Raw genomic sequence first — 20,839 nt, forward strand, 5'->3', positions numbered from 1 at the left:
GCGGCAAGTGAGTTGTCCGGCGAAATAGAGAAGTCGGACGTGTTTGGGGGGCAGAAGGCCGCCCCATCCAGCCAGGTATAGCGAGCTCGAAAGACAACCGATTCCGGGAAATTTCGTTGGGCCGGGTGCCCTCTTGATCTTGGTATGCCTGAAACACAGGGCCAAGCCAGGAAAAGCCCCGACCAGGAGTGAGTGAGATGGCTCGACGGCGTAAGGGGAAAGCGCAGAGCGCTCCCTTGGTTGGGAAGAAGAGGAAGCCTGACCCGAACGGCTACTACGACTGGCTCATCGGGAAGGGTTATGCGCCCGCCAACGCGATGCGGATGGTTGAGGCGAAATTCGGCGGGGAGGTGAAACGCGAGCCTTCCCTTGGTTGGGCCTGGAAAGGCTGAAACGAAAACGCCCCGGCGTCGACGAGGACAGAACGGGGCGCTGCTCAGAGAGCGAGGACGATTATGGCTCAAATCCTTCGACCGTACCAAGACCTGGCGTTGAACGAGCTTCGGCGCGGCATCCGCGATGGGATTCTCGTGCAGATGCTGATGGCTCCAACCGGTGCCGGGAAGTGTCTGGGTAAAGGCACACCTGTTTTGATGTTCGACGGCACTGTCAGGGCTGTCGAAGATGTCTCTGCTGGGGAATTGCTCATGGGTCCTGACAGCAAGCCGCGCCGAGTCCTGTCTATTTGTCGAGGTCGTGAAAATCTGTATCGCGTGACCCCGACAAAGGGCGACAGCTACGTCGTTAATGAATCTCACATCCTTTCGCTGCGGCTGATCGGCAATGACCGCCTTGGCGGCTATGAGCCTGGCATCGTGAATATTGGGGTAAGCGACTATCTGCAACAGTCAAAGACCTTCAAGCATTGCGCGAAGGGCTGGAGAACTGGCGTCGATTTCGCATCTTCTGGCGAAGCGCTCACTGTCCCGCCGTACATAGTCGGCGCTTGGCTGGGGGACGGCACCACGGGGCAGCCGCACCTGACCACGGCAGACAGCGAAGTCGCAGAGGAATGGGCTGACTATGCTGCGGCGTCAGGTCATGACGTGGCGGTCTACCCTGGTCGCGGCTGCTCCACTTACCGCATTACTCGCCATCGCCAGCAGAAGGTTAAGAACTCCGCTCTGGAGGGACTGCGCGAGCTCGGCATCCTTTTCGATAAGCACATACCGCACGTTTACAAGACAGCCTCACGGCAAGACCGGCTTGAGTTGTTGGCCGGGATAGTAGATACGGACGGATTCCTTGGTAATGGCTACTACGATCTGACGCTAAAGCAGGTACAGCTTGCCAATGACGTGGCTTTTTTGGCGCGCTCTTTGGGGCTCGCTGCTTATGTAACCCCCTGCCGCAAGGTTATCAAGGCAACAGGCTTTGTTGGTGAATACTTCCGAGTCAGCATCAGCGGCAACGTCCACATCATCCCTTGTCGAGTGCCGCGCCGCATCGCGTCACCTCGTAAGCAAATCAAGAATGTCCTGAACATAGGCATCACGGTTGATCCAATAGGCGAGGGTGATTATTACGGCTTTGAGATCGACGGCGACCGCCTGTTTTTGCTGGGCGATTTCACGGTCACACACAACACCACCATTGCATCGGCGATGAAGCAGGGGGCCTGCGCCAAGGGCAAGCGGGCGTTCTTCATTGTCGATTCCCTGGAATTAGTGGATCAGGCGGTGGCACGGTTCTGCCATGACGGCCTGCAGGTGGGTGTCATCCAGTCCGACCACATCTTCACGGACTACAGCAAGCCCGTGCAGGTCTGCACCATTCAAACCCTGCGCTCCCGCTGGAAAGACCTGGCCGATCACCTGAAGCCTGACCTGGTGGTGATCGACGAAGCTCACGTCCTGCACAAGATGCACAAGGAGATCATCGCCGAATGCATTGAGCGCAAGATTCCTGTGATCGGCCTCAGTGCCACGCCGTTCCGCAAGGGGCTCGGCAAGACCTTCGGGCGCCTGGTGGTCACTGCCTCTCTGTCCGACCTGACTCAGCAGGGCTACCTGGTGCCAGCCGAATGCTATGCACCGCACATCCCGGACATGAAGGGCATCAAGACCACTGCCGATGGTGATTGGGCTGAAGACGCCCTGGCCGAGGTGATGGGCAGCGCCAAGATCATGGGCGACGTGGTGACCAACTGGCTGATCCATGCGAAAGACCGCCAGACCGTGGTGTTCGCCTGCAACGTCGCCCATTCCCGTGAGCTTGCCCGCCAGTTCAACACCGCCGGCATCCTGGCCGCACACGTCGATGGATACATGGATGAGCAGGAGCGGGCGAAGATCATCAAGAACTTCCGCCACGGCTCCATTCGTGTTCTCTGCAACGTCGCCGTGCTGACCAAGGGGTTCGATGCGCCGGAGACTTCCTGTGTTGTCCTGGCGCGCCCCACGAAGTCGCTGATGATGCATTACCAGATGATGGGGCGCGGCCTGCGTCCCGCCGATGGCAAGGATGACTGCATCATCATCGACCACGCCGGTAACTGTCTGCGCAATGGCGTTCCAACTGAGCCGCTGCCGACTGAGTTGGATATGGGTGCCGGCAAGAACAGCGACCGCCGCGTGCGTGATACCGAGAAGGCTGAGCGCCTGCCTCGCCCGTGCCCGAAGTGCCAGCGCCTTTTCGCCACCAGCATCTGCCCGGCCTGCGGCTTCAAGCCCGAGGCGCATGAGGATGTCGAGTGGTGCGACGGTAAGCTGGTGAAGATCGGCGAGGGCACTTCCAAGCGGAAGACCTTCAGCGCCGCCGAGAAGGAAGCCATCTTCGCCCAGTTCCTCGGTTATGCCATAGACCACCATCACAACCCTGGGTGGGCTTGGCACAAGTGCCGCGAGTACTGCGGAAGCGCTCCGCGTGACACCAAGAGCATAGCCCCGCGCCATCCGTCCCCAGAGATCGAGAAGTGGATTCGCCACATCAACATCAAGTGGGCCAAGCGGAGGGCGGCGGCATGAAGACTGTCGACCGCATGGTTGGCCGCTGGGCTGATGCGCTTCGCTCCTACGGGCTCAACGAGAAGCAACTGAGCGGGAAGCACACGGAATGCCCGCTCTGTGGCGGCAAGGATCGCTTCCGCTTCGATGACAAGGAAGGTTCTGGCTCCTACTACTGCAACGGCTGCGGTGCTGGCGATGGATTCAGGCTGGCGATGGGCGTCACCGGCATGGATTTCAAGGAGCTTGCTCGCGACCTGGACAGTCGTTCTGGTGCCCTGCGTGAGTCCGTGAAGCAGGAGCGCGATCACCGCTCGCTGCTCAAGCGCATCCACGATGGAAACCTGCCGCTGGCCGATATCGATCCCGTGGTGCTGTACCTGCGCAACCGCGGCATCCAATCGGCTCCGCGCCAATACCTCCGGTACAACCCAGGCATCTGGAACTGGCAGGACAAGACGCTTTCCCCGGCGATGGTGGCCGCTCTCTTCGACGTCTCCGGAAAGCGCAAGGGCTACCACCTGAGCTTCATCACCAAGGAAGGAAGAAAGGCCCAGCTTCCCAGCCAGAAGCTCTACACCCCAGGTCAGACCGGCGATTGCGTGATCCGCCTGTGTGACACCCCGAAGCATCTTGGTCTCGCCGAAGGTATCGAGACGGCCCTGTCGGCATCGCAGCTCTACGGAGTCGCCTGCTGGGCCACTGGAGACGCCGGCCGCATGGAGCGCTTCCAGCTTCCCTTGGGGGTGGAGCAGGTGACGGTCTTCGCCGATGTGGACCATTCCCATACGGGGGAGGCCGCAGCCGAGGCTCTGGCTCGCCGACTGATCATCAAGCACAAGATTCCGGTCGATGTCCGTCGCGATTGCCCTCGCGGCCAGGACTACAACGACCTGCTCATGCAACGCATTAGGGAGGCCTCTTGAGATGGGAGCGCATCAACGAATGGCTCGTCCGGAGGCCGGATGGGTACGCCATAGCGAAGTTCATGGATGGATCGGAGCCCCTATTCAGGGCCTCGTTCAGGGGCGAATTCATCGGCCCAGTTGGCACGAAGGAGTCGGCGCTGGAGCACTGCCGGGAGCATGCCAGGGCTCTGTGATGGTGCTGATGGAAGACTGCGACCCGCTGCAGGTCGTGCAGTCGATTTGGCCGCAGGGGAGGGTTGAGTGATGGCTGACTGGGATGAACTGAAGTCTCTCGCCATCCGCCTGAGCACATGCCCAGATGGATACACGATGCACGCCGAGGTGGTGCGCCAAGTCCTCGGTGACGTTATGGAGTTGATCACTGCCTTCGAGGCTCAGCGCGAGCGGCTGGAAATCGTGGATATCGTCCATGGGCCAAAGGCGCAGCAACGGTGGTTAGCTCTAAGCGCTGAATGCGCTCGTCGGGGTGAGACGCTTAAGCGGATACAAGAGAGCCTGAAGCAGGCCGGGGCAACACTGCCTGCGCCTGATCCGATGGGTACGCCGGAGAGCGGAATGCTTCAGGGGCTGTCCATCGCGCTCGCGCTGGTTGAGGCAGAAATTCCGAAGCCGACTGTTTCACCACTTCTCTCTCGTCTGCGCAGCAAGCTCGCTGAGGGAGACAGTCCAATGGCTGACCTGAAAGAACCGAAGCCGGTGAAGCTCTATCACGATATTCAGGGACGGGCCATGTGGCACGACAACTGCGAGAAAGGCAGCCACTTCGGAAGCCCGATGAAGCCAACCAAAGAAGGCTGGCTTTGCGTGGTTTGCGGTGCATTTGCGCCTTATCGGAAGAATGAATCAACCGCGCCGGCGCAGGGAGAGTAAGCCATGGCTGAGCTAGCCCTCATCCGCACAGCCCAAGGCCTTGTGCCTGCCACTGAGGCTGATCGCGAAACCGTCCAGAAGTGGAAGGCCGGCCAGGTCGTCCACGGGAAGTTCACCAAGATGCGGAACGCCCGGTTCCACGGAAAGTTCTTCGCCATGCTGGATCTGGCCTGGGAGTACTGGGAACCGAAGGGTGGCCTGGTGCCTCGCCAAGAGATGCGCGGCATCCGTGGGCTGGCCAAGTACTTCGAAGACCTCAACGGCAAGCCAGGCCAACTGCAGAATGCTGTGGCGGCGTACATCGACAAGCTGGAATCCGACCGCGCCGACCGCTTCCCTGCAGTGGAGAAGAGCCGCGAGGCATTCCGCGAATGGATCACCATCGAGGCCGGCCACTTCCACCTGGTGCACACCCCTGAAGGAGTTCGCAAGGAAGCCAAGTCGATCAGTTGGGCAAGCATGGACGACACGGCCTTCGAGCCGTTGTACCGCGACGTGTTCGCCGCCTGCTGGCGTCTGGTCCTTTCCTCTCACTTCGAAACCGAGGCTGATGCTATGGCCGCAGCCGAGCAGATGGGGACTTTCGCATGAGCAAGTTCAATGTTGACGATCTTGCCTTGATTGTTGGCTGCCATCGTGACCCAAGGAACATCGGTGCCACCTGCACCTTGGTCCAGTTCATCAGGGCTGGCGATGAATACGAAATCTCGCCCGGGCACAAGGTGCCAGCTCCCATTGACGCCTGGATTGTTGAAGGGCCTCAGGTTATAGGGGCCTATTTCAATAAGCAGCGTGGAATCATCGAGACGCCAGGAAAGGGCCTTGCTGATCAGAGGCACCTCATGCCCCTCCGCGGCGACTTCCAGCCCGAGCAGCAGAAGGCGAAGGAGGTGGAGGCATGACCATCTCCCTCCGCAAAGCCCGCCAGAAGACCTGCAAGAACCCCGAGTGCGGCAAGAAGTTCGTGCCGAAATACAGGACTACGGAGAAAGCCTGCAGCCCGGCCTGCGCCCTGGTCATCGGAAAGGCGGACGAGGGCATCCAGAAGCAGGCCCGCAAATCCATCGCTGACCGCCAGCGCAAAGAGATCAAGGTGCGGAAGGAGAAGCTGAAGAGCAGGGCGGATTACCTGCGCGAGGCTCAGGCTGTAATCAATCGGTATGTCCGCCTCCGCGACGAGCACCTCGGCTGCGTCAGTTGCGACAAGCCAGCCACATGGGGCGGCCAATGGCATTGCTCGCATTTCCGCAGCGTTGGGGCTGCACCTCAGCTCAGGTTCAACCTATGGAACATGAACAAGTCCTGCAGTGCATGTAACAACCACCTAAGCGGGAACTTGATGGTTTATCGGCCTCGTCTGATCGAGAAGATTGGCCAATCCAGGGTTGATCAGTTGGAAGGAAACAACTCCGTCGCCAGGCACGACATTACCTACCTGAAGCGCCTGAAGGCTGTCTTCTCCAAGAAAATCCGCCGGATGGAGGCTCGACGCAAATGCAATGCCGCGTAGATGGTTGCGACCGGGAAGCCCATTACAAGGGAGTCCAGCTTTGCCAGATGCACTACTTCCGACTTCGCAGGAACGGAGACTTCACTCTGCAGCTCGACAAGAAAAAGGAGGCACTCGGTTACACCAGAGCCTATCGCATAACGATGCCTGGGAAGGGGTACCAGCGTCTTTACGAGCCGGGGCATCCGCTTCGCGATAGCCAGGGCTATGTATCCGAACACCGAGCTGTCATGTATGCAAAGTACGGCGACGTTCTGCCTGACTGTGAGCTCTGCGGTGCGCCACTGAGTTGGAGTACCTGCCACATCGATCACAAGGACCGCGACGTCAAGAACAACGCCGAGGGAAACCTCAGGCCTCTGTGTCCGCCGTGCAACACGTGGCGCGATTATCCGGTCCAGGCAACTCTGGAAAAGAACCATCGGATAACGATCAATGGCGTGACTATGACTCCGGAAGAGTGGAGTCGTGCCCCAGGCGTCAAGGTAAGCGGTCGGACAATCATCGGAAGGAAGAGTCGCGGGTATAGCGATTTCGATGCTGTGTATGCGCCAAAGATCACTCACAACGGCAGAAAGCGGATCGCACCAGCGCCCAAGACAAACCACAAGCATGAGCGCAGCAATGCGGTAGCTATCAGCATTGAAGGGGTGACGATGACTGCCGCTGAGTGGTCGCGCTTTGACGGCGCAGCGGTTACTGAGAACACGATCATCGATAGGTTCCGCGCTGGGTGGGATGCCGCCGAAGCAATCGTCACTCCGGCGTTTCGCCGTCCTGCAGGTTACGAGGCCATCACGGCCGAATTTCGCGCCAAGGTGCGCGAGCTGAAGAGGAAGACCGCATGAACTGGAAATGCCTGTTCTTCGGTTGCGCCTGGGGCTGTGCTCATACCTGGTACAGCCTGGGTGAGCGTCTGCAGACCTGCACCTGCCGGCGTTGCGGTGCGAACAAGACGGAGGCGGCGGAGTGACGCTAACCGAATACGTCGCCCAGCAGTGGGCAATCCTTCGTGAATACGGGCTGATCAAGGGGGAAGGGGAATGAAGCTGAACAGCGCACGCACAGCCTGGCACGACTGCCTACACGCTGCGGAAAGTGGCAACGCCGCCCACTTCGCGATGATCCAAGAGCTCGGGGTCGCGGTGCAGAAGTCCGAGATCAACCGTTCGGTTTCCGCCTGCGTCCACCGCACGCTGGCCGGCATGGTCCAGACCGCTATCTGCACTCTGCCTGTTGGGCTCCAGGTGTTCGGACATCACCTCTATGCACCGGAAGGCCGCATGGGTTGCCCGGATGACCTGAGGGAACGGTCGGAGAGGATGGTCTTTGACGTGGCCTACAGCCGTGGCGAGCGCATGTATGCCAAGCGCATCCCAAAGGCCGAAGCAGTCGCCGCCGGCGTACTGTTCCGCTATCGCCGGATGCACCAGGGCGGACAGAGCTCAGGCGTCGACCCGCTGCCTTCCCCGGAGGCGTTCAGGGCATGGCTGCTCGCTGAGCGTGGCGCACTGCTCGCCAGTGAGTCATGGAGTCGTGAGTGGGGCGGCTTTGTCGATGCTTGCTTCCTCGCCTGCGACGACCTGGACAAGGCCGCATTGGCGCCGGTAAGCCAGGCTATCAACCTCATGTGCGAGGCAGCGTAAGATCGAAACGATATAGCATTGCAAAATATCTCGGGTGGCGCTATGCTCCTCCCATAACTCGAACTTCCCCCTGAAGAAGTTCAACCCCCCCCCAAAGCCCCGGCAGATAGCTGGGGCTTTGTCGTTTTCGGAGATCAGGATGAGCCTCGAAGCCCGCATCAAGCGCTGGTACTACGAGGCGCAGCGGCAAGGCATCCAGCTCGACAGCATCCTGATTCATCCTGACGACTACTGGCGCAATCGCAACTCACTGCGGTTCCTGCCGCTCAGGGTGATCGGATTCAACTTTGCGCTCCCCAGCGCCTCTGCCGACGGAGCAGTCGGCGTTTTCTTCCAGCCGCTATAGCTCAGCCGGTAGAGCAGCCGCCTTGTAAGCGGAAGGTCCCGGGTTCGATGCCTGGTGGCGGCACCAACGAATGGCATGTAGCTCAGCGGTAGAGCAGCGCACTGTTAATGCGCCGGTCCGGAGTTCGAATCTCTGCTTGCCAGCCATCTTCGTTCCACACGCGCAGTGCCAGCCCGGCGAAGGGCTAGGACAACCGAGATGCCAAGAATGAAAGAAGATCCCAGCTTCTGGGCTGCACTGCTGGCATGGCTGTCTCTGCATCAGCCGCAAATCTATGCTGGCCTGACTGCTGGCCTGACTGCCCTGGTCCGCGTGATCTACGGCGGCGGGGGTCGACGGCAGATGATGCTGGAAGGGGCGCTCTGCGGGCTGATCGCCGTGTCCCTTGTGCCACTGCTCGAATACTTCAGCCTCCCCAGCAATCTCGCCACCTTCGCCGGTTGCATGGTCGGCTTCATGGGGGTGGAGAAGATCCGCACCTACGCCGACCGCTGGCTTGGCCGGAAGGCTGACCAGGTGTGAACGCCATCATCCTCATCCTGTGCCTCGCCGGCCTCTGGATCTACATCGGCTCGCACAGGACGGATGACCAGGTTGTCGCCTGGATTCGTTTCATCGTCGGCATTCTGATCTTCGGCATGGGGATTGGGGCCTGGCTGATCAAGTGGTGGGTGAGCTGATGGCATGTGCTGCCTGCGCGCGCAGACGATCCTGGCTACTCAAGTGGAGCAAGATCGCACATGACCGAGCACGCAAAGCCTTTACTCGTGGTGAAGATCCCGCAGGTACTGAGCAAAGAGGCAAGCCAGAAGGCAGACCAGGAGATTGAGCTGATTGCTCAGCGTCTTGGCATGCGCCACCTAGTTGTTGCCGGTGGCACTGACGCACACATCGAGACTGATATGCGACCGCTTCTGACTGAGCTGGTAGCCGAGCAGCGCAAGACCAACCTACTGCTCGCGTCACTGATTGAGGCGATGGCTGACGAGGATGGGGTGGAAGAACGCCCGCTTCGCACTTACCTCAATGGCGATCCGGTCCTTTGAGCAAGCAGTCAAATGATGCTGCCGATGACTGGCGCTCTGGCAAGACAACCGCCGAGCGCGGATATGGCGGCAGATGGCAGAAGGCTCGGCTGACCTTCCTGCGGAAGAACCCTCTCTGCAGTTACTGCCAGGATCGAGGGAAGGTGGTTGCTGCGACAGTGGTAGACCACAAGGTTCCACACAGAGGTGATCAGGCGCTCTTCTGGGATAGGAGTAATTGGCAGCCGCTATGCGCGCAGTGCCATAGCTCGACCAAGCAGCGGATTGAGAAATCGGGAGCGATTCCGGGCTGCGATACATCGGGAGCTCCTGTAGATCCCAATCACCACTGGCTACAATAACGACGAAGCCCTGCCGGACTGGCATCCGGCAGGGCTTCTACCACCCATGATCGTAGGAGGATCAGGATGGATAGCGAGAAGTCTACCTTCATCTGTGAAGGCTGTGGAGCGGCATATGAGCCACGCCGCAATATCGATGGCTCAGTAGGCAAGACCAAGCACAGGCTCTGCTCAGTCAAGTGCGCCCGCAGTGTGTATGCCAAGAAGGCATATGCAAAGCGAGAGCATCAACCAGTGCGCATCGAGCGAGAATGCTCTCACTGTAAGAGCGCATTCATCGCAACCCAATCTATCAACACCCATTGCTCAGCAAAATGCCGTGATGCCGCGAAAAGGCAGAGGGTGAAGAGCTATCCGGGCATGCAGGAATCGCGCAAGGCGAGAGATGCGAAAAGAAGAGCTCTTAAGCGTGCCTCGACGGTTGAGCGGATAGAGCCGCTGAAGGTCTTCGAGCGTGATGGTTGGGTATGCCATCTGTGCGGTGTTAAGACCCTGAAGAGCAAGCGAGGCAGCTTGCACCCGAGAGCGCCAGAGCTTGAGCACATCGTCGCCTTGGCTGACGGTGGCACGCACACATGGGGCAATGTGGCTTGCGCTTGCAGTGCCTGCAATAGAGCAAAGGGTGCGAAATCATTCGGGCAACTTGGGCTCGGATTCGCTGCGTAGGACTGGGGGGTAGTCAGATTTTATTTGGCCACGCCCTATCTGACCGCGCCCGAAAGTCTTTCTTCATTAATCCGTAGAATTTTGGAACGCAGAAATGGCAGAGCGAGGCAAAAAGTCCGTCGCTTCGCTGGCTGTTGCTACGCCTGCTGGCATTGATCGCCGTCTAGCGCCTCCGGCTGATCTGACTGCCGCGCAAAAGGGCGTGTGGGTTTCTCTGGTCAATGCTCGACCGGCTGACTGGTTTGGCGATGAACACATCGGGATGCTTGCGCAATACTGCCGGCACAAGGTGCAGGCCGACCTGATCGCGCAGCAGCTTGAGCAATTCGACCCAGCTTGGCTGGTCGATGATGACGGCCTGAAGCGATTCGACAAACTCGGCGCCATGCTGGAGCGGGAGACGCGCTGCATGAATGCGCTGCTTCGATCGATGCGCTTGACACAGCAAAGTCTGGTGCGCGCCGACAAGGCCGTGCCGACCGAGAGAGGTAAGAAGCCGTGGCAGGTCGAAAGCGACTAACCCGCGGCGAGCGGAACATTCAGTGGATTGAGCAGCATTGCTGTATCCCTGAAGGTCGCCTGGTTGGAAGGCCGGTCAAGCTGACCAAGCACCAGAAGAAGTGGATCAAGCGCATCTACGACTCGCCGACGCGTATGTTCATCCTGTCGATGGCGAGGAAGAATGCCAAGACGGCCCTGTCGGCATTCCTACTTCTCCTGCACCTTTGCGGCCCGGAAGCTTGTCCCAACTCCCAGTTGTACAGCGCGGCACAGTCCCGCGACCAGGCGGCAATCCTGTTCGAATTGGCCGCCAAGGTCGTGCGAATGAGCCCAGACCTATCGCAGTGCGTGAACATCCGGGACACTGCCAAGGAATTGCTCTGCGGCGAGCTGGGCACTTTCTACAAAGCGCTCAGCGCGGACGCAGCAACCAAGTTCGGCCTCAGTCCAGCGCTGATCATTCACGACGAATTGGGTCAGGTGGTCGGTCCCAGGTCGCAGCTATATGAGGCTCTGGAAACAGCCTCTGCAGCCCAGGAAAGCCCGCTCTCGATCATCATCAGTACTCAGGCGCCTACTGATGCTGATCTGCTCAGCTTGTTGATCGACGATGCGTTGTCCGGCGCAGATCCGCGCAACAAGGTGGAGATTTGCACTGCGCCGCTGGAAATGGACCCATTCAGCGAAGAAGCCATCAGAGCGGCAAATCCGCACTTCGATGACTTCATGAACAAGGATGAGGTGTTCCGCCAGGCGTCTGATGCCAAGCGCCTGCCAAGTCGTGAGCCGGCCTACCGAAACCTGATCCTGAACCAAAGGGTCGAGGCGAGAACGCCGTTTGTGAGCCGGTCGGTCTGGCAAGAGAATGGCGACCGCGCCGAAAGCCTGGACGGAAAGCGAGTCTACGGTGGCCTTGACCTATCCAGCGTGAATGACCTGACCGGCCTTGTCCTCGTTGGAGAAGACGGTGATGTTGAGCCGACCTTCTGGCTTCCAGGCGATGGCCTGACCGAGAAGGCGCGGAATGACCGGGTTCCTTACGACATCTGGGCGCGTGATGGTTTACTCGAAACCACGCCTGGCCGCTCCATCGAATATGAATTTGTCGCCGAGTACCTGCGCACGGTGTTCGACAGGTGCGACGTGCAATGCATCAACTTCGACCGCTACAACATGCGCTTCCTAAAGCCATGGCTTGAGCGCGTTGGCTTCACCGAAGAAGAGATCGGTCGGTTCAAGGAGTTCGGCCAGGGATTCGTCAGCATGTCCCCGGCCCTTCGTGAGCTGGAGTCGCGCTTGCTGGCGAAGAAGCTGCGCCACGGTAATCACCCGGTACTGACCATGTGTGCGGCGAACGCGATCACCGTCAGCGATCCAGCCGGAAACCGCAAGTTTACCAAGGCCAAGGCTACCGGCCGGATTGACGGCATGGTGGCGCTGGCGATGGCAGTAAGCGGTGCAGCGGCCAACGAAGTTGAGCCAGAGCGCACCTATCAGATGTTCGTCCTGGGCTGATTGCCCGGCACCTATAGAGCCCGCCTTGAACGGGCTTTCTCGTTTCTGGAGAGCCCGCAATGAAGACCAATCGTGCGTACAGCACCCTCGAGGTGAAGGCGCTGGACGAAGAGAAGCGCGTCATCACTGGCATCGCTTCCACTCCGTCGCCGGATCGGATGCAGGACGTGGTTGAACCGAAAGGCGCCCAGTTCAAGCTTCCGATCCCTTTCCTCTGGCAGCACAACCACGATGAGCCGATTGGCCACGTCACCGAGGCAAAGGTCACCCAGAAGGGAATCGAAGTTTCCGTACAACTCACCCAGGTGGATGAGCCAGGGAAACTGAAAGACCGCCTCGATGAAGCCTGGCAGTCGATCAAGTCCGGCTTGGTCCGCGGCCTTTCGATTGGCTTCTCGGCCAAAGAATTTGAGCAGATCCCCGGTTCCTGGGGCCTGCGTTTCCTCTCGTGGGAATGGTTCGAGCTTTCGGCCGTAACGATTCCGGCCAACGCAGAAGCCACGATCACGTCCGTGAAATCCATCGACCGAGAACAGCGCGCCGCGCTTGGCATCAAGTCTGTTCCGGTCGTTCGCGTCACCCCCGCCGGCGCTTCGGCAAGTACCACCAAATCCCTGAAATCTCCGAAGCCCGAGGAGGGCAACGACATGAAAACCATCGCTGAGCAGATCGCCGAGTTCGAGGCGACCCGCACCGCCAAGGCTGCCGAAATGGAAGCCATCATGACCAAATCCGCCGAGAGCGGCGAAACCCTGGACGCCGAGCAGTCGGAGCAGTTCGACACTCTGGAGGCAGAGATCGCCGCCATCGACAAGCACATCGGCCGCCTGCGCAACATGCAGAAGGCGCAGGCAGCGACCGCCAAGCCGGTTGCCGAAGAACCCGGTGCCAAGCGCATCCAGACGCTGGATGTGAAAGAACTGCAGGTCCGCGCCAAGAACACCCAGAAGCTCGAGCCTGGCATCGCCTTCGCTCGTGCTGCCAAGTGCCTGGCTCTCGGTCACCTGGAACATCGCGACGCGATCAGCATCGCCAAGGCCTTGTATGACGGCCAAGACTCGATCATTAACGCCACCCAGCGTCTGGTGACCAAGGCCGCGGTTGCTCCGGCAACCACCTCGGACTCTACCTGGGCAGGCCCGCTGGTTGGCGACGAGACCAACGTCTTCGCCGACTTCGTGGAATACCTGCGCCCGCAGACCATCCTCGGCCGCTTCGGCAACAACGGTGTGCCGAGCCTGCGCCGCGTTCCGTTCCGCACTCCGCTGATCGGCCAGACCTCTGGCGGCGACGGTTACTGGGTTGGCGAGGGCAATGCCAAGCCGCTGACCAAGTTCGACTTCAACCGCACCACCCTGGAGCCGCTGAAGGTTGCCAACATCGCCGTGGCCACCATGGAGGTGATCCGCGATTCCAGTCCGGCCGCCGACGGCATCATCCGCGACCAACTGGCCGCAGCCCTGCGCGAGCGCCTGGACATTGACTTCATCGATCCGACCAAGGCCGCAGTAGCTGGCATCTCGCCGGCGTCTATCCTGAATGGCGTGGCGGGCATCCCGTCCAGCGGTAACTATGCAGACGCTGTACGCGCCGACATCAAAGCGCTGTTCAGTGCCTTCATCGCGGCCAACAATGCTCCGACCTCCGGTGTATGGCTGATGCCGGCGACCACTGCTCTGGCTCTGAGCCTGATGCAGAATCCTCTGGGCCAAGCAGAGTTCCCCGGCATCTCCATGACCGGCGGCACTCTGTTCGGCCTGCCCGTGATCGTGTCGGAGTACATCCCGACCGACTCCAGCGGCTCGCTGGTCGCCCTGGTCAACGCCAGCGACATCTACCTGGGCGACGAAGGCGGCATCGATCTGTCGATGTCCACCGAAGCCTCCCTGCAGATGAACGACACCCCGGACAACCCGACCACTGCCAGCACCGTCCTCGTATCGCTGTGGCAGCGCAACCTGGTCGGCTTCCGAGCCGAGCGCACCATCAACTGGGCGCGCCGCCGTGCTTCCGCTGTGGCTTACCTGACCGACGTCAACTGGGGCGCCGCGTAAGGCCTGAGGGGCGCTTCGGCGCCCCTTTCCTTTCTGGAGTTCACATGAACGTCAAAGTCATCGACATCAAGTCCGGCGTGGTCAAGACCATGCCTGAGCGTTACGCCAAGATTCTGGTGAAGGCTAAGCGTGCGCGGTGGCCAGAGGCTGAATCGCAGCAGTACAGCACAAAGGTGATGACTGCGGCTGACCCTATTACGCCTTTAGTGGTTATTGAGCCTTCCTCCGAGGCTACGGGCGATGCGCCGTCTGAGCGGAAGAAGCGCGGTCGCAAGCCGAAGGCGCAAGCCCAGGAGTAAGTAATGCGGATGAAGAAGGCGCTGCACGTCTCAAAGGCGATTGCCTCATGGCTTGTGACCTTCCTCGTCAGCGCAGCTCTGTGGATCGTCTCCCTGTTCTTTCTGGGAGCCGCTTCGATTGTCGCCGGCGTGAACCTAATCCTTGGCCCTGGCGCGGCTCTCATTGCCGCGGGGATTTCCCTGCTATTCGCGAGTTACCTACTGAAGAAGGCGGTGATCAATGGGTAACAGCCTGAGTATCTTCTCGGCTGCTAAGGCTGCCGCCTTGACTGGGGAGAAGACGCTTCAGAGCGTCCCTGTCTCCCGTGGCTGGTGGCCTCTGGTACGCGAGCCTTTCACTGGTGCTTGGCAGCGGAACAAGGAAGAGCGCCTGGATTCGCTGCTGCAGTACCCAACGCTCTATGCTTGCGTGTCTCGTATCGCCACGGACATCGGAAAGCTGCCTTTCAGCCTGAAGCAGAAGAACGCGCAGGGCATCTGGCAGGCTGTCGAGAATCCGGCCTACTCGCCGGTTCTGAAGAAGCCGAACCACTACCAGACCCCGCAGCAGTTCCGCGAATACTGGTCGCTCTCGAAAAAGACTCAGGGAAACACCTATGCGCTTAAGGAGCGCGACATGCGCGGCGTGGTGGTGGCTCTCTACATCCTAGACCCGTGCCGCGTGATGCCGTTGATCTCGGATTCTGGCGAGGTCTTTTACCAGCTCTACGTGGACAACCTGAATCTTCTGCCGGACGGTGAGACTGACCTGATCGTCCCGGCCTCGGAAATCATCCACGACCGTTGCATCTGCCCGTTCCACCCGCTGATTGGCCTTCCCCCGATTGCCGCGGCTTACTGGCCGGCGCTGAAGAACATGCGGATCTTGCGTTCGTCGTCGGAGTTCTTCGCGAACAACGCCCAGCCTTCCGGGATTCTCTCGGCTCCTGGCGCGATTGGAGACGGAACCGCTGAGCGTCTGAAAGCCTACTGGAACGACAACTTCACCGGCGCCAATGCGGGGAAGGTGGCTGTCGTTGGTGATGGCCTGCAGTTCGTTTCATTGGCGTCGAAATCGGTCGACTCGCAGATGGTCGAGCAGCTTCGGTACTCAGACGAGCAGATCTGCCAACCATTCGGTATTCCGCCCTTCAAGGTTGGACTCGGCACTATTCCTTCTGGCCTGGGCGTCGACGCGATCAACCAACTCTACTACGACGACGCTCTTCAGGCGGACATCCAGGCGATGGAGTGTTTGCTGACCGAAGGCCTGCGCGCCGATCCTTACAAGGTCGACATGGACGAATCGGTTCTGATGCGGATGGACGCTGGCAAGAAGGCGGAGTACCACGGGAAGCTTGTGGAAAGCAGCATCGAAGCAATCAACGATGCCCGCCTTGAATTCAACCTTCCTCCGCTGGCAGGCGGCGATACCGTTTACATGCAGCAGCAGGACTTCCCACTGGACCAGGTGCGCAACAACGTGTTGCCCAGTAATACGCCTGCGCCGGAACCGGCGGCCGATCCAGAGCCAGACGACCAAGAAATCGAAGACCAAGCGCGCATGCTGGCGCTGCTACTCGAAAAGGAGCTGACCAGTGCTGAACATGCGTGAACTGGAGGCCCAGGCTAAGGCGCTGGCGCCAGTCTTCGGCCGGCTGTTGTCCAAGGCCGCGAGCGATCTTCGGGAGGAATTTGAAGCACAGATCGCTGAGCGTGACTCGCTCATCGAGGAACTGAAGAAGGCCATTGAGGCACAGCCATCAATCGAGCTGATCGCTGAGAAGGCCGCAGCCCTGGTCCCGGCCCCTAAGAATGGCGAGGACGGCGCATCTGCCGATATGGATGCGCTGAAGTCGCACCTGGAAGAGCTCGTGAAGGCCATTCCGTCGCCGAAAGACGGCCAGAGCGTCACCATAGATGATGTGGCACCGATGATCCGCGAAGAGGTGTCCAAGGCTGCTTCCGAATTGCCACGGGCGAAAGATGGCGAATCCGTCACCGCCGAAGATATTCGCCCCATGCTTGCCGAGATGGTGGGCGACGCGGTCAAAGCCTTGCCGCCGGCCGCCACCGGCAAGGATGCGGATATGGATGCCCTGCGCTCTCATCTGGAAGATTTGGTGAAGTCCATCGAACTTCCGAAGGCTGCCAGCGTGGAAGAGGTTGCCGCATTCTTCGAGCGCCGATTCTCTGACCTTACGCTTCACTGGGAGCGCCAGGTTCGCGAGGACACCAGCAAGGCTCTTGATCGAATTCCGGCACCGAAGGATGGGCGTGATGCTCTGCCTCTGGAGTCGTTCGATATTGATCTAGGCGAGGACGGTCGCACCGTCACCGTGAAGATGCAGGCCGGCAAAGTAGTAATTGAGAAGTCGGTGAAGATCGCTTCGGTTATCGACCGCGGTGTCTACAGCGCCGATAAGTCCTACGAACAGGGTGACGGTACCACTTACGGTGGCTGCTACTGGATCGCGCAGAAGGATGCACCAGAAGGAGTTCCAGGTGGCTCGGCTGATTGGCGTCTCGCCGTGAAGAAAGGCCGGGATGGGAAGGATCTGCGCGATAATGCGTCGAAGCATGATCCGAGCAAAGGGGTGAAGGTCTGATGGAATACGTAACCCTGGATCGCGCCAAGGCCCATCTCGGGATGGACCATGATGATGACGACACCCTCATCAGCGCTTACATCTCTGCAGCATCCGGCGCTGTGAAGAACTACCTGAAGTTTTCGTCTGCATACGAAGTCGAGCGCGACAGCAACGATGATCCGATCCTGGACAGCAACGGTGATCCTGAGTACGTGCGCGACAGCAGCAATGACAAGGTAGTAGCCATGCCTGTGCAACAAGCCACGCTGCTGCTCATTGGTTACTTCTACAAGAATCGCGATGAGAACCCGGACAGCGCCTTTGCCCAGGGCTATCTGCCAGCGCCGGTGACTGCTCTACTGTATCCACTCCGCGACCCAGCGGTGGCATGAGATGGGCATGGAGGCAGGCCGTCTGCGCCACCGGGTGGATATCCAGGCGAGGCAGGATGTTCAGGACCCGCAGACCGGCGAGGTAGTGCCGGCCTGGTCTACTGTGTGGCCTGCAGTTCCGGCCGCCATCGAGCCGCTGAGCGTGCGCGAGTTCATCTCTGCTCAGGCTGTGCAATCCGACATCAGTGCGCGGATCACGATCCGTTATCGTGCAGGCCTGCTCCCGAACATGCGAGTATTGCACAACGGAAAGATCTACAACCCAGCCGGTTGGCTGCCTGATCCGGTGCGCGGCAATGAGTACCTCACCGCACCATGCTCTGAAGGCGTCAACGAAGGCTAATGGAATCCAAGCGCTGGACTGGCTGCACAGTCGTGTGCATCGCCAGCGGACCTTCTTTGACTGCTGAAGACTGCGCCGTCGTTGAACGCGCAGACCTGCCAACCATCGCTGTTAACTCCAGTTGGAAGCTGGCCCGCTTCTGCGACGTGATCTATGCCGGCGATGCATGCTGGTGGGCCGAGTACGGCGATGAGATCGATATCCAGGCTGAACGCTGGAGCTGCACTCGCCAGGCCAAGCAGCGCTTTGGGGTGAATCACCATCAGGTTGGCGGCCCCTACAACAGCGGCATGCGTGCCATCCAGTTTGCGATGCAGCAGGGATCCTCTCGGGTCCTCCTGCTGGGCTATGACTGCTCCATTGCCGCCGGCATGCATTGGCATGGCGCACACCACCGGACAAAGAATCCTGATGCTCAGAAGGTCGCCGGCTGGCACAAACAGTTCGCGCAGGTTGCGGCGGAAGCGAAGGCTCGCGGGGTTGAGGTGATCAACTGCAGTCGCTATAGCGCGCTCGGATGTTTCCCGCGCTTGATCCTTGAGGAGGCGCTTTGCTGATCAAGGGAATGATGGGGCTTGGCGACAACATCTTCGCCAGAGCCTTTGTGAAGAACTATCCAGGCGCGTTTCTCGAAACGCCATGGCCTGAGTTCTACAGCGATCTCAACGTCAAATGCGTAAGGCCTTCTACGAAGCTTCGCACCCAGGCCAAGAACATCGACCGTCCGCACAAGTGGCACAAGGCGCCGCCTTCCCGAGAGTTGCGCATTGCCTATGGACGAGAGCCGATAATCAAGGGACTTCGCAAGGCATATCGGTGCGAGCCGAAAGAATTCGACCTACCGGACTTCGGGCAGTCGCCTGTTGATGGTCGTTATGTTCTGGTGAGACCTGCAACGGTGCGCTCCGAGTGGCGCGCTGATGCGCGTAACCCTTTTCCTGAGTACATCGCTAGCGCAGCAGCAGAGATTCAGCGTAGAGGCTGGAAGGTCGTGTCGGTTGCCGACCTCGTTCCAGATGTTGAATGGGCTCTGGACCCACTGCCAGTGGCTGATATCAGCTTCCACCGCGGCGAGCTGAAGGTTGAACAGTTACTCGCTCTGCTGCAGCACGCAGCCGCCGTGATCGGCGGTATCGGCTGGATCGTTCCGGCCAGCATCGCCGCCAAGGTGCCGGCCTGGATCATCTGCGGCGGTCAGGGTGGATTCAACTCGCCAGAGCACATCACCGATCCATGCATGGACCTGTCCCGCATCACCTTTGCGGTCCCTGACAGGTTCTGCCACTGCACCCTGAAAGAACACAACTGCGACAAGAGAATCAGCGACTATGACCGCAAGTTTGCCGAATGGGCTGACCGACTGCCTGCTCTGGTCTGAAGAGCTCGGCATGGGCTGGCATGGCCGGAAGCCCATGGACTATGAAGGCGCGTACTTTGCCAAGTATCAGGAGCTCGACGCCACTCCGATGGGTGAGGCCCTGACGCGAGCTCGCGTTGAGATGGTGCGCCGGCACTTCACAGGCCAGGTGCTCGACATCGGCATAGGTGGTGGCCGATTCGTAGAGGAGTCGGGTGGATTCGGCTTCGACGTGAATCCCGAGGCGCTGCAGTGGCTTGAAGCCAACGGCTGCTACAAGAACCCATATTTCGGCTGGGACGCCATGTCCTTCTGGGACAGCCTTGAGCACATCCCTGATCCTGAATTGGTGCTACGTAGCGTTGGCGACTGGGCGTTCGTCTCGATGCCGATCTACAAGGATCAAGCCGACTGCCTGAAGTCCAAGCACTTCAAGCCAGGCGAGCATATCTGGTACTGGACGTTGGAAGGATTCGTTTCTTGGATGGATCGCCAGGGCTTCGAGCTTCGCGAGATCAACCATGCCGAGTCAGAGCTTGGCCGTGAAGGCATCAGCTCGTTCGCGTTCCGACGTTATGGGCGGTGGATTCTGCGAAATGGTGAGAGGGTCATCTAATGGCTGAGGCTGTCGAGTTCAAGATCGAAGGTCTGGACAGCCTTCTCGGGAAGCTCGAAGAGATTAGCTATGACCTGAAGCGCAAAGGCGGTCGCTCATCGCTACGAAAGGCTGCGGCGCTGATTGTGGCGAATGCAAAGGCTGGCGCGCAGAAGGTGGACGATCCTGGTACCGGCCGGAGCATCGCGGACAACATAGCATTGCGCTGGAATGGAAGGCTCTTCAAGAGAACTGGAGATCTCGGTTTCCGTATTGGCGTGCTCCACGGTGCCATACTTCCGAAGCGTGGCGAGCGAGTTGAAACGACACAGAACGCGCCGACCCCGCATTGGCGACTTCTTGAATTCGGAACCGAGAAGATGCGTGCGCAACCATTCATGCGCTCCGCTCTTGCAGATCACATCAGCGAAGTGACGAACACCTTCGTTTCGGAATACGAGAAGGCCATAGACCGTGCTATCAAGCGCGCCAAGAAGAAAAAGGTGAATTGATGTTCCCGCCTATCTATGAGGTTTGCGCAGCTAACTCCGAAGTTCAGGCTGCTCTCGGAACGCCAGTGCGCCTTTATCCGTTTGGCGAAGCTCCTCAGGGTGTGGCGCTTCCATATGCCGTATGGCAAACGCTGGGCGGATCGCCAGAGAACTATCTGAAGCAGCGTCCTGATATTGACCAATTTTCCTTGCAGATAGACGTGTACGCCACGAGCGCTACTGCTGCCAGGAACGTCGCCAGAGCTCTTCGCAATGCAATAGAGCCTGTCGCGTACATCACTCGCTGGAATGGCGAGGATCGCGATCAGGAGACAAAGAACTACCGCGTCAGTTTTGACGTGGACTGGTGGGTTCAGCGCTAGCTGCAGCCCTTAGTAAGCAACCCGCCAAGTGCGGGTTTTT

General features: G+C 59.5%; 30 protein-coding genes and 2 tRNA genes. All 32 read left to right on the plus strand.

The window, feature by feature from the left end; genetic code table 11:
- Nucleotides 1-197 precede the first annotated feature (197 nt).
- Complete coding sequence (locus tag AC3B6A_RS08560) at nt 198-392, plus strand: hypothetical protein (protein WP_169890363.1); 195 nt, start codon at nt 198-200, stop codon at nt 390-392.
- A 63-nt stretch (nt 393-455) separates the two neighbouring features.
- Nucleotides 456-2,966, plus strand: a complete 2,511-nt coding sequence (locus tag AC3B6A_RS08565; RefSeq protein ID WP_488402002.1) for a Hint domain-containing homing endonuclease — start codon at nt 456-458, stop codon at nt 2,964-2,966.
- Nucleotides 2,963-3,871: a toprim domain-containing protein gene (locus AC3B6A_RS08570; RefSeq protein ID WP_488402004.1), complete on the plus strand. Its 909-nt coding sequence runs from the start codon at nt 2,963-2,965 to the stop codon at nt 3,869-3,871. Before AC3B6A_RS08565 ends, AC3B6A_RS08570 begins: the two co-directional genes overlap by 4 nt.
- A gap of 246 nt (nt 3,872-4,117) precedes the next feature.
- A complete protein-coding gene (locus AC3B6A_RS08575; protein ID WP_488402005.1) occupies nt 4,118-4,744 on the plus strand; it encodes a hypothetical protein in 627 nt (208 codons plus the stop codon).
- Between the two features lie 3 nt (nt 4,745-4,747).
- A complete protein-coding gene (locus tag AC3B6A_RS08580; protein ID WP_488402007.1) occupies nt 4,748-5,335 on the plus strand; it encodes a DUF1367 family protein in 588 nt (195 codons plus the stop codon).
- Nucleotides 5,332-5,646 carry a hypothetical protein gene (locus AC3B6A_RS08585; RefSeq protein WP_488402008.1) on the plus strand — a complete coding sequence of 105 codons (315 nt, stop codon included), beginning with the start codon at nt 5,332-5,334 and terminating at the stop codon, nt 5,644-5,646. The genes AC3B6A_RS08580 and AC3B6A_RS08585 overlap by 4 nt, the downstream gene beginning before the upstream one ends.
- Nucleotides 5,643-6,254 (plus strand): recombination protein NinG, encoded by a 612-nt coding sequence (locus AC3B6A_RS08590; protein ID WP_488402009.1) that lies wholly within the window; start codon nt 5,643-5,645, stop codon nt 6,252-6,254. Before AC3B6A_RS08585 ends, AC3B6A_RS08590 begins: the two co-directional genes overlap by 4 nt.
- Nucleotides 6,239-7,102 carry an HNH endonuclease signature motif containing protein gene (locus AC3B6A_RS08595; RefSeq protein ID WP_488402010.1) on the plus strand — a complete coding sequence of 288 codons (864 nt, stop codon included), beginning with the start codon at nt 6,239-6,241 and terminating at the stop codon, nt 7,100-7,102. The genes AC3B6A_RS08590 and AC3B6A_RS08595 overlap by 16 nt, the downstream gene beginning before the upstream one ends.
- Entirely contained in the window at nt 7,099-7,227 is a 129-nt protein-coding gene (locus AC3B6A_RS08600; protein WP_488402011.1) for a PSPA7_2676 family Cys-rich small protein, read from the plus strand. The genes AC3B6A_RS08595 and AC3B6A_RS08600 overlap by 4 nt, the downstream gene beginning before the upstream one ends.
- A gap of 70 nt (nt 7,228-7,297) precedes the next feature.
- Nucleotides 7,298-7,900: a hypothetical protein gene (locus AC3B6A_RS08605; RefSeq protein ID WP_488402012.1), complete on the plus strand. Its 603-nt coding sequence runs from the start codon at nt 7,298-7,300 to the stop codon at nt 7,898-7,900.
- A 139-nt stretch (nt 7,901-8,039) separates the two neighbouring features.
- Entirely contained in the window at nt 8,040-8,246 is a 207-nt protein-coding gene (locus AC3B6A_RS08610) for a hypothetical protein (RefSeq protein WP_488402013.1), read from the plus strand.
- Nucleotides 8,237-8,312: transfer RNA gene (locus AC3B6A_RS08615), tRNA-Thr, on the plus strand. Before AC3B6A_RS08610 ends, AC3B6A_RS08615 begins: the two co-directional genes overlap by 10 nt.
- Nucleotides 8,313-8,317: 5 nt before the next feature.
- A tRNA-Asn gene (locus tag AC3B6A_RS08620) sits at nt 8,318-8,392 on the plus strand.
- A 52-nt stretch (nt 8,393-8,444) separates the two neighbouring features.
- Nucleotides 8,445-8,768: a phage holin, lambda family gene (locus AC3B6A_RS08625; protein WP_488402014.1), complete on the plus strand. Its 324-nt coding sequence runs from the start codon at nt 8,445-8,447 to the stop codon at nt 8,766-8,768.
- Entirely contained in the window at nt 8,765-8,926 is a 162-nt protein-coding gene (locus AC3B6A_RS08630) for a hypothetical protein (protein WP_488402015.1), read from the plus strand. The genes AC3B6A_RS08625 and AC3B6A_RS08630 overlap by 4 nt, the downstream gene beginning before the upstream one ends.
- Before the next feature lie 60 nt (nt 8,927-8,986).
- Nucleotides 8,987-9,292 (plus strand): hypothetical protein, encoded by a 306-nt coding sequence (locus AC3B6A_RS08635; RefSeq protein ID WP_488402016.1) that lies wholly within the window; start codon nt 8,987-8,989, stop codon nt 9,290-9,292.
- Nucleotides 9,289-9,633 carry an HNH endonuclease gene (locus AC3B6A_RS08640; RefSeq protein ID WP_488402017.1) on the plus strand — a complete coding sequence of 115 codons (345 nt, stop codon included), beginning with the start codon at nt 9,289-9,291 and terminating at the stop codon, nt 9,631-9,633. Before AC3B6A_RS08635 ends, AC3B6A_RS08640 begins: the two co-directional genes overlap by 4 nt.
- A gap of 360 nt (nt 9,634-9,993) precedes the next feature.
- Nucleotides 9,994-10,299 carry an HNH endonuclease gene (locus AC3B6A_RS08645; protein WP_488403549.1) on the plus strand — a complete coding sequence of 102 codons (306 nt, stop codon included), beginning with the start codon at nt 9,994-9,996 and terminating at the stop codon, nt 10,297-10,299.
- Between the two features lie 94 nt (nt 10,300-10,393).
- Nucleotides 10,394-10,819, plus strand: a complete 426-nt coding sequence (locus tag AC3B6A_RS08650) for a phage terminase small subunit, hendrixvirinae-type (RefSeq protein WP_488402018.1) — start codon at nt 10,394-10,396, stop codon at nt 10,817-10,819.
- Nucleotides 10,798-12,315, plus strand: a complete 1,518-nt coding sequence (locus AC3B6A_RS08655) for a terminase large subunit (RefSeq protein WP_488402020.1) — start codon at nt 10,798-10,800, stop codon at nt 12,313-12,315. Before AC3B6A_RS08650 ends, AC3B6A_RS08655 begins: the two co-directional genes overlap by 22 nt.
- A 59-nt stretch (nt 12,316-12,374) precedes the next feature.
- Complete coding sequence (locus tag AC3B6A_RS08660; RefSeq protein ID WP_488402022.1) at nt 12,375-14,369, plus strand: phage major capsid protein; 1,995 nt, start codon at nt 12,375-12,377, stop codon at nt 14,367-14,369.
- Nucleotides 14,370-14,413: 44 nt separating this feature from the next.
- Nucleotides 14,414-14,668: a hypothetical protein gene (locus tag AC3B6A_RS08665; RefSeq protein ID WP_169890317.1), complete on the plus strand. Its 255-nt coding sequence runs from the start codon at nt 14,414-14,416 to the stop codon at nt 14,666-14,668.
- Between the two features lie 3 nt (nt 14,669-14,671).
- Nucleotides 14,672-14,896 (plus strand): hypothetical protein, encoded by a 225-nt coding sequence (locus AC3B6A_RS08670; RefSeq protein WP_488402024.1) that lies wholly within the window; start codon nt 14,672-14,674, stop codon nt 14,894-14,896.
- A complete protein-coding gene (locus AC3B6A_RS08675) occupies nt 14,889-16,262 on the plus strand; it encodes a phage portal protein (protein ID WP_488402025.1) in 1,374 nt (457 codons plus the stop codon). Before AC3B6A_RS08670 ends, AC3B6A_RS08675 begins: the two co-directional genes overlap by 8 nt.
- Nucleotides 16,246-17,256, plus strand: a complete 1,011-nt coding sequence (locus AC3B6A_RS08680) for a hypothetical protein (protein WP_488402026.1) — start codon at nt 16,246-16,248, stop codon at nt 17,254-17,256. Before AC3B6A_RS08675 ends, AC3B6A_RS08680 begins: the two co-directional genes overlap by 17 nt.
- Entirely contained in the window at nt 17,256-17,630 is a 375-nt protein-coding gene (locus AC3B6A_RS08685; protein WP_488402027.1) for a head-tail connector protein, read from the plus strand. The genes AC3B6A_RS08680 and AC3B6A_RS08685 overlap by 1 nt, the downstream gene beginning before the upstream one ends.
- 7 nt (nt 17,631-17,637) lie before the next feature.
- Complete coding sequence (locus tag AC3B6A_RS08690; protein ID WP_488402028.1) at nt 17,638-17,973, plus strand: phage head closure protein; 336 nt, start codon at nt 17,638-17,640, stop codon at nt 17,971-17,973.
- On the plus strand, nt 17,973-18,530 hold the full coding sequence (locus AC3B6A_RS08695; protein WP_488402029.1) for a hypothetical protein: 558 nt from the start codon (nt 17,973-17,975) through the stop codon (nt 18,528-18,530). The genes AC3B6A_RS08690 and AC3B6A_RS08695 overlap by 1 nt, the downstream gene beginning before the upstream one ends.
- The gene (locus AC3B6A_RS08700; protein WP_488402031.1) at nt 18,524-19,351 is read left to right on the plus strand and encodes a hypothetical protein; all 828 of its coding nucleotides are present in this window, start codon (nt 18,524-18,526) and stop codon (nt 19,349-19,351) included. The genes AC3B6A_RS08695 and AC3B6A_RS08700 overlap by 7 nt, the downstream gene beginning before the upstream one ends.
- A complete protein-coding gene (locus AC3B6A_RS08705; protein WP_488402032.1) occupies nt 19,302-19,946 on the plus strand; it encodes a methyltransferase domain-containing protein in 645 nt (214 codons plus the stop codon). Before AC3B6A_RS08700 ends, AC3B6A_RS08705 begins: the two co-directional genes overlap by 50 nt.
- Nucleotides 19,946-20,437 carry an HK97-gp10 family putative phage morphogenesis protein gene (locus AC3B6A_RS08710; RefSeq protein WP_488402033.1) on the plus strand — a complete coding sequence of 164 codons (492 nt, stop codon included), beginning with the start codon at nt 19,946-19,948 and terminating at the stop codon, nt 20,435-20,437. Before AC3B6A_RS08705 ends, AC3B6A_RS08710 begins: the two co-directional genes overlap by 1 nt.
- Complete coding sequence (locus AC3B6A_RS08715; protein ID WP_488402035.1) at nt 20,437-20,799, plus strand: DUF3168 domain-containing protein; 363 nt, start codon at nt 20,437-20,439, stop codon at nt 20,797-20,799. The genes AC3B6A_RS08710 and AC3B6A_RS08715 overlap by 1 nt, the downstream gene beginning before the upstream one ends.
- Nucleotides 20,800-20,839 lie beyond the last annotated feature (40 nt).

The organism is Pseudomonas sp. B12(2026), from assembly GCF_057767015.1.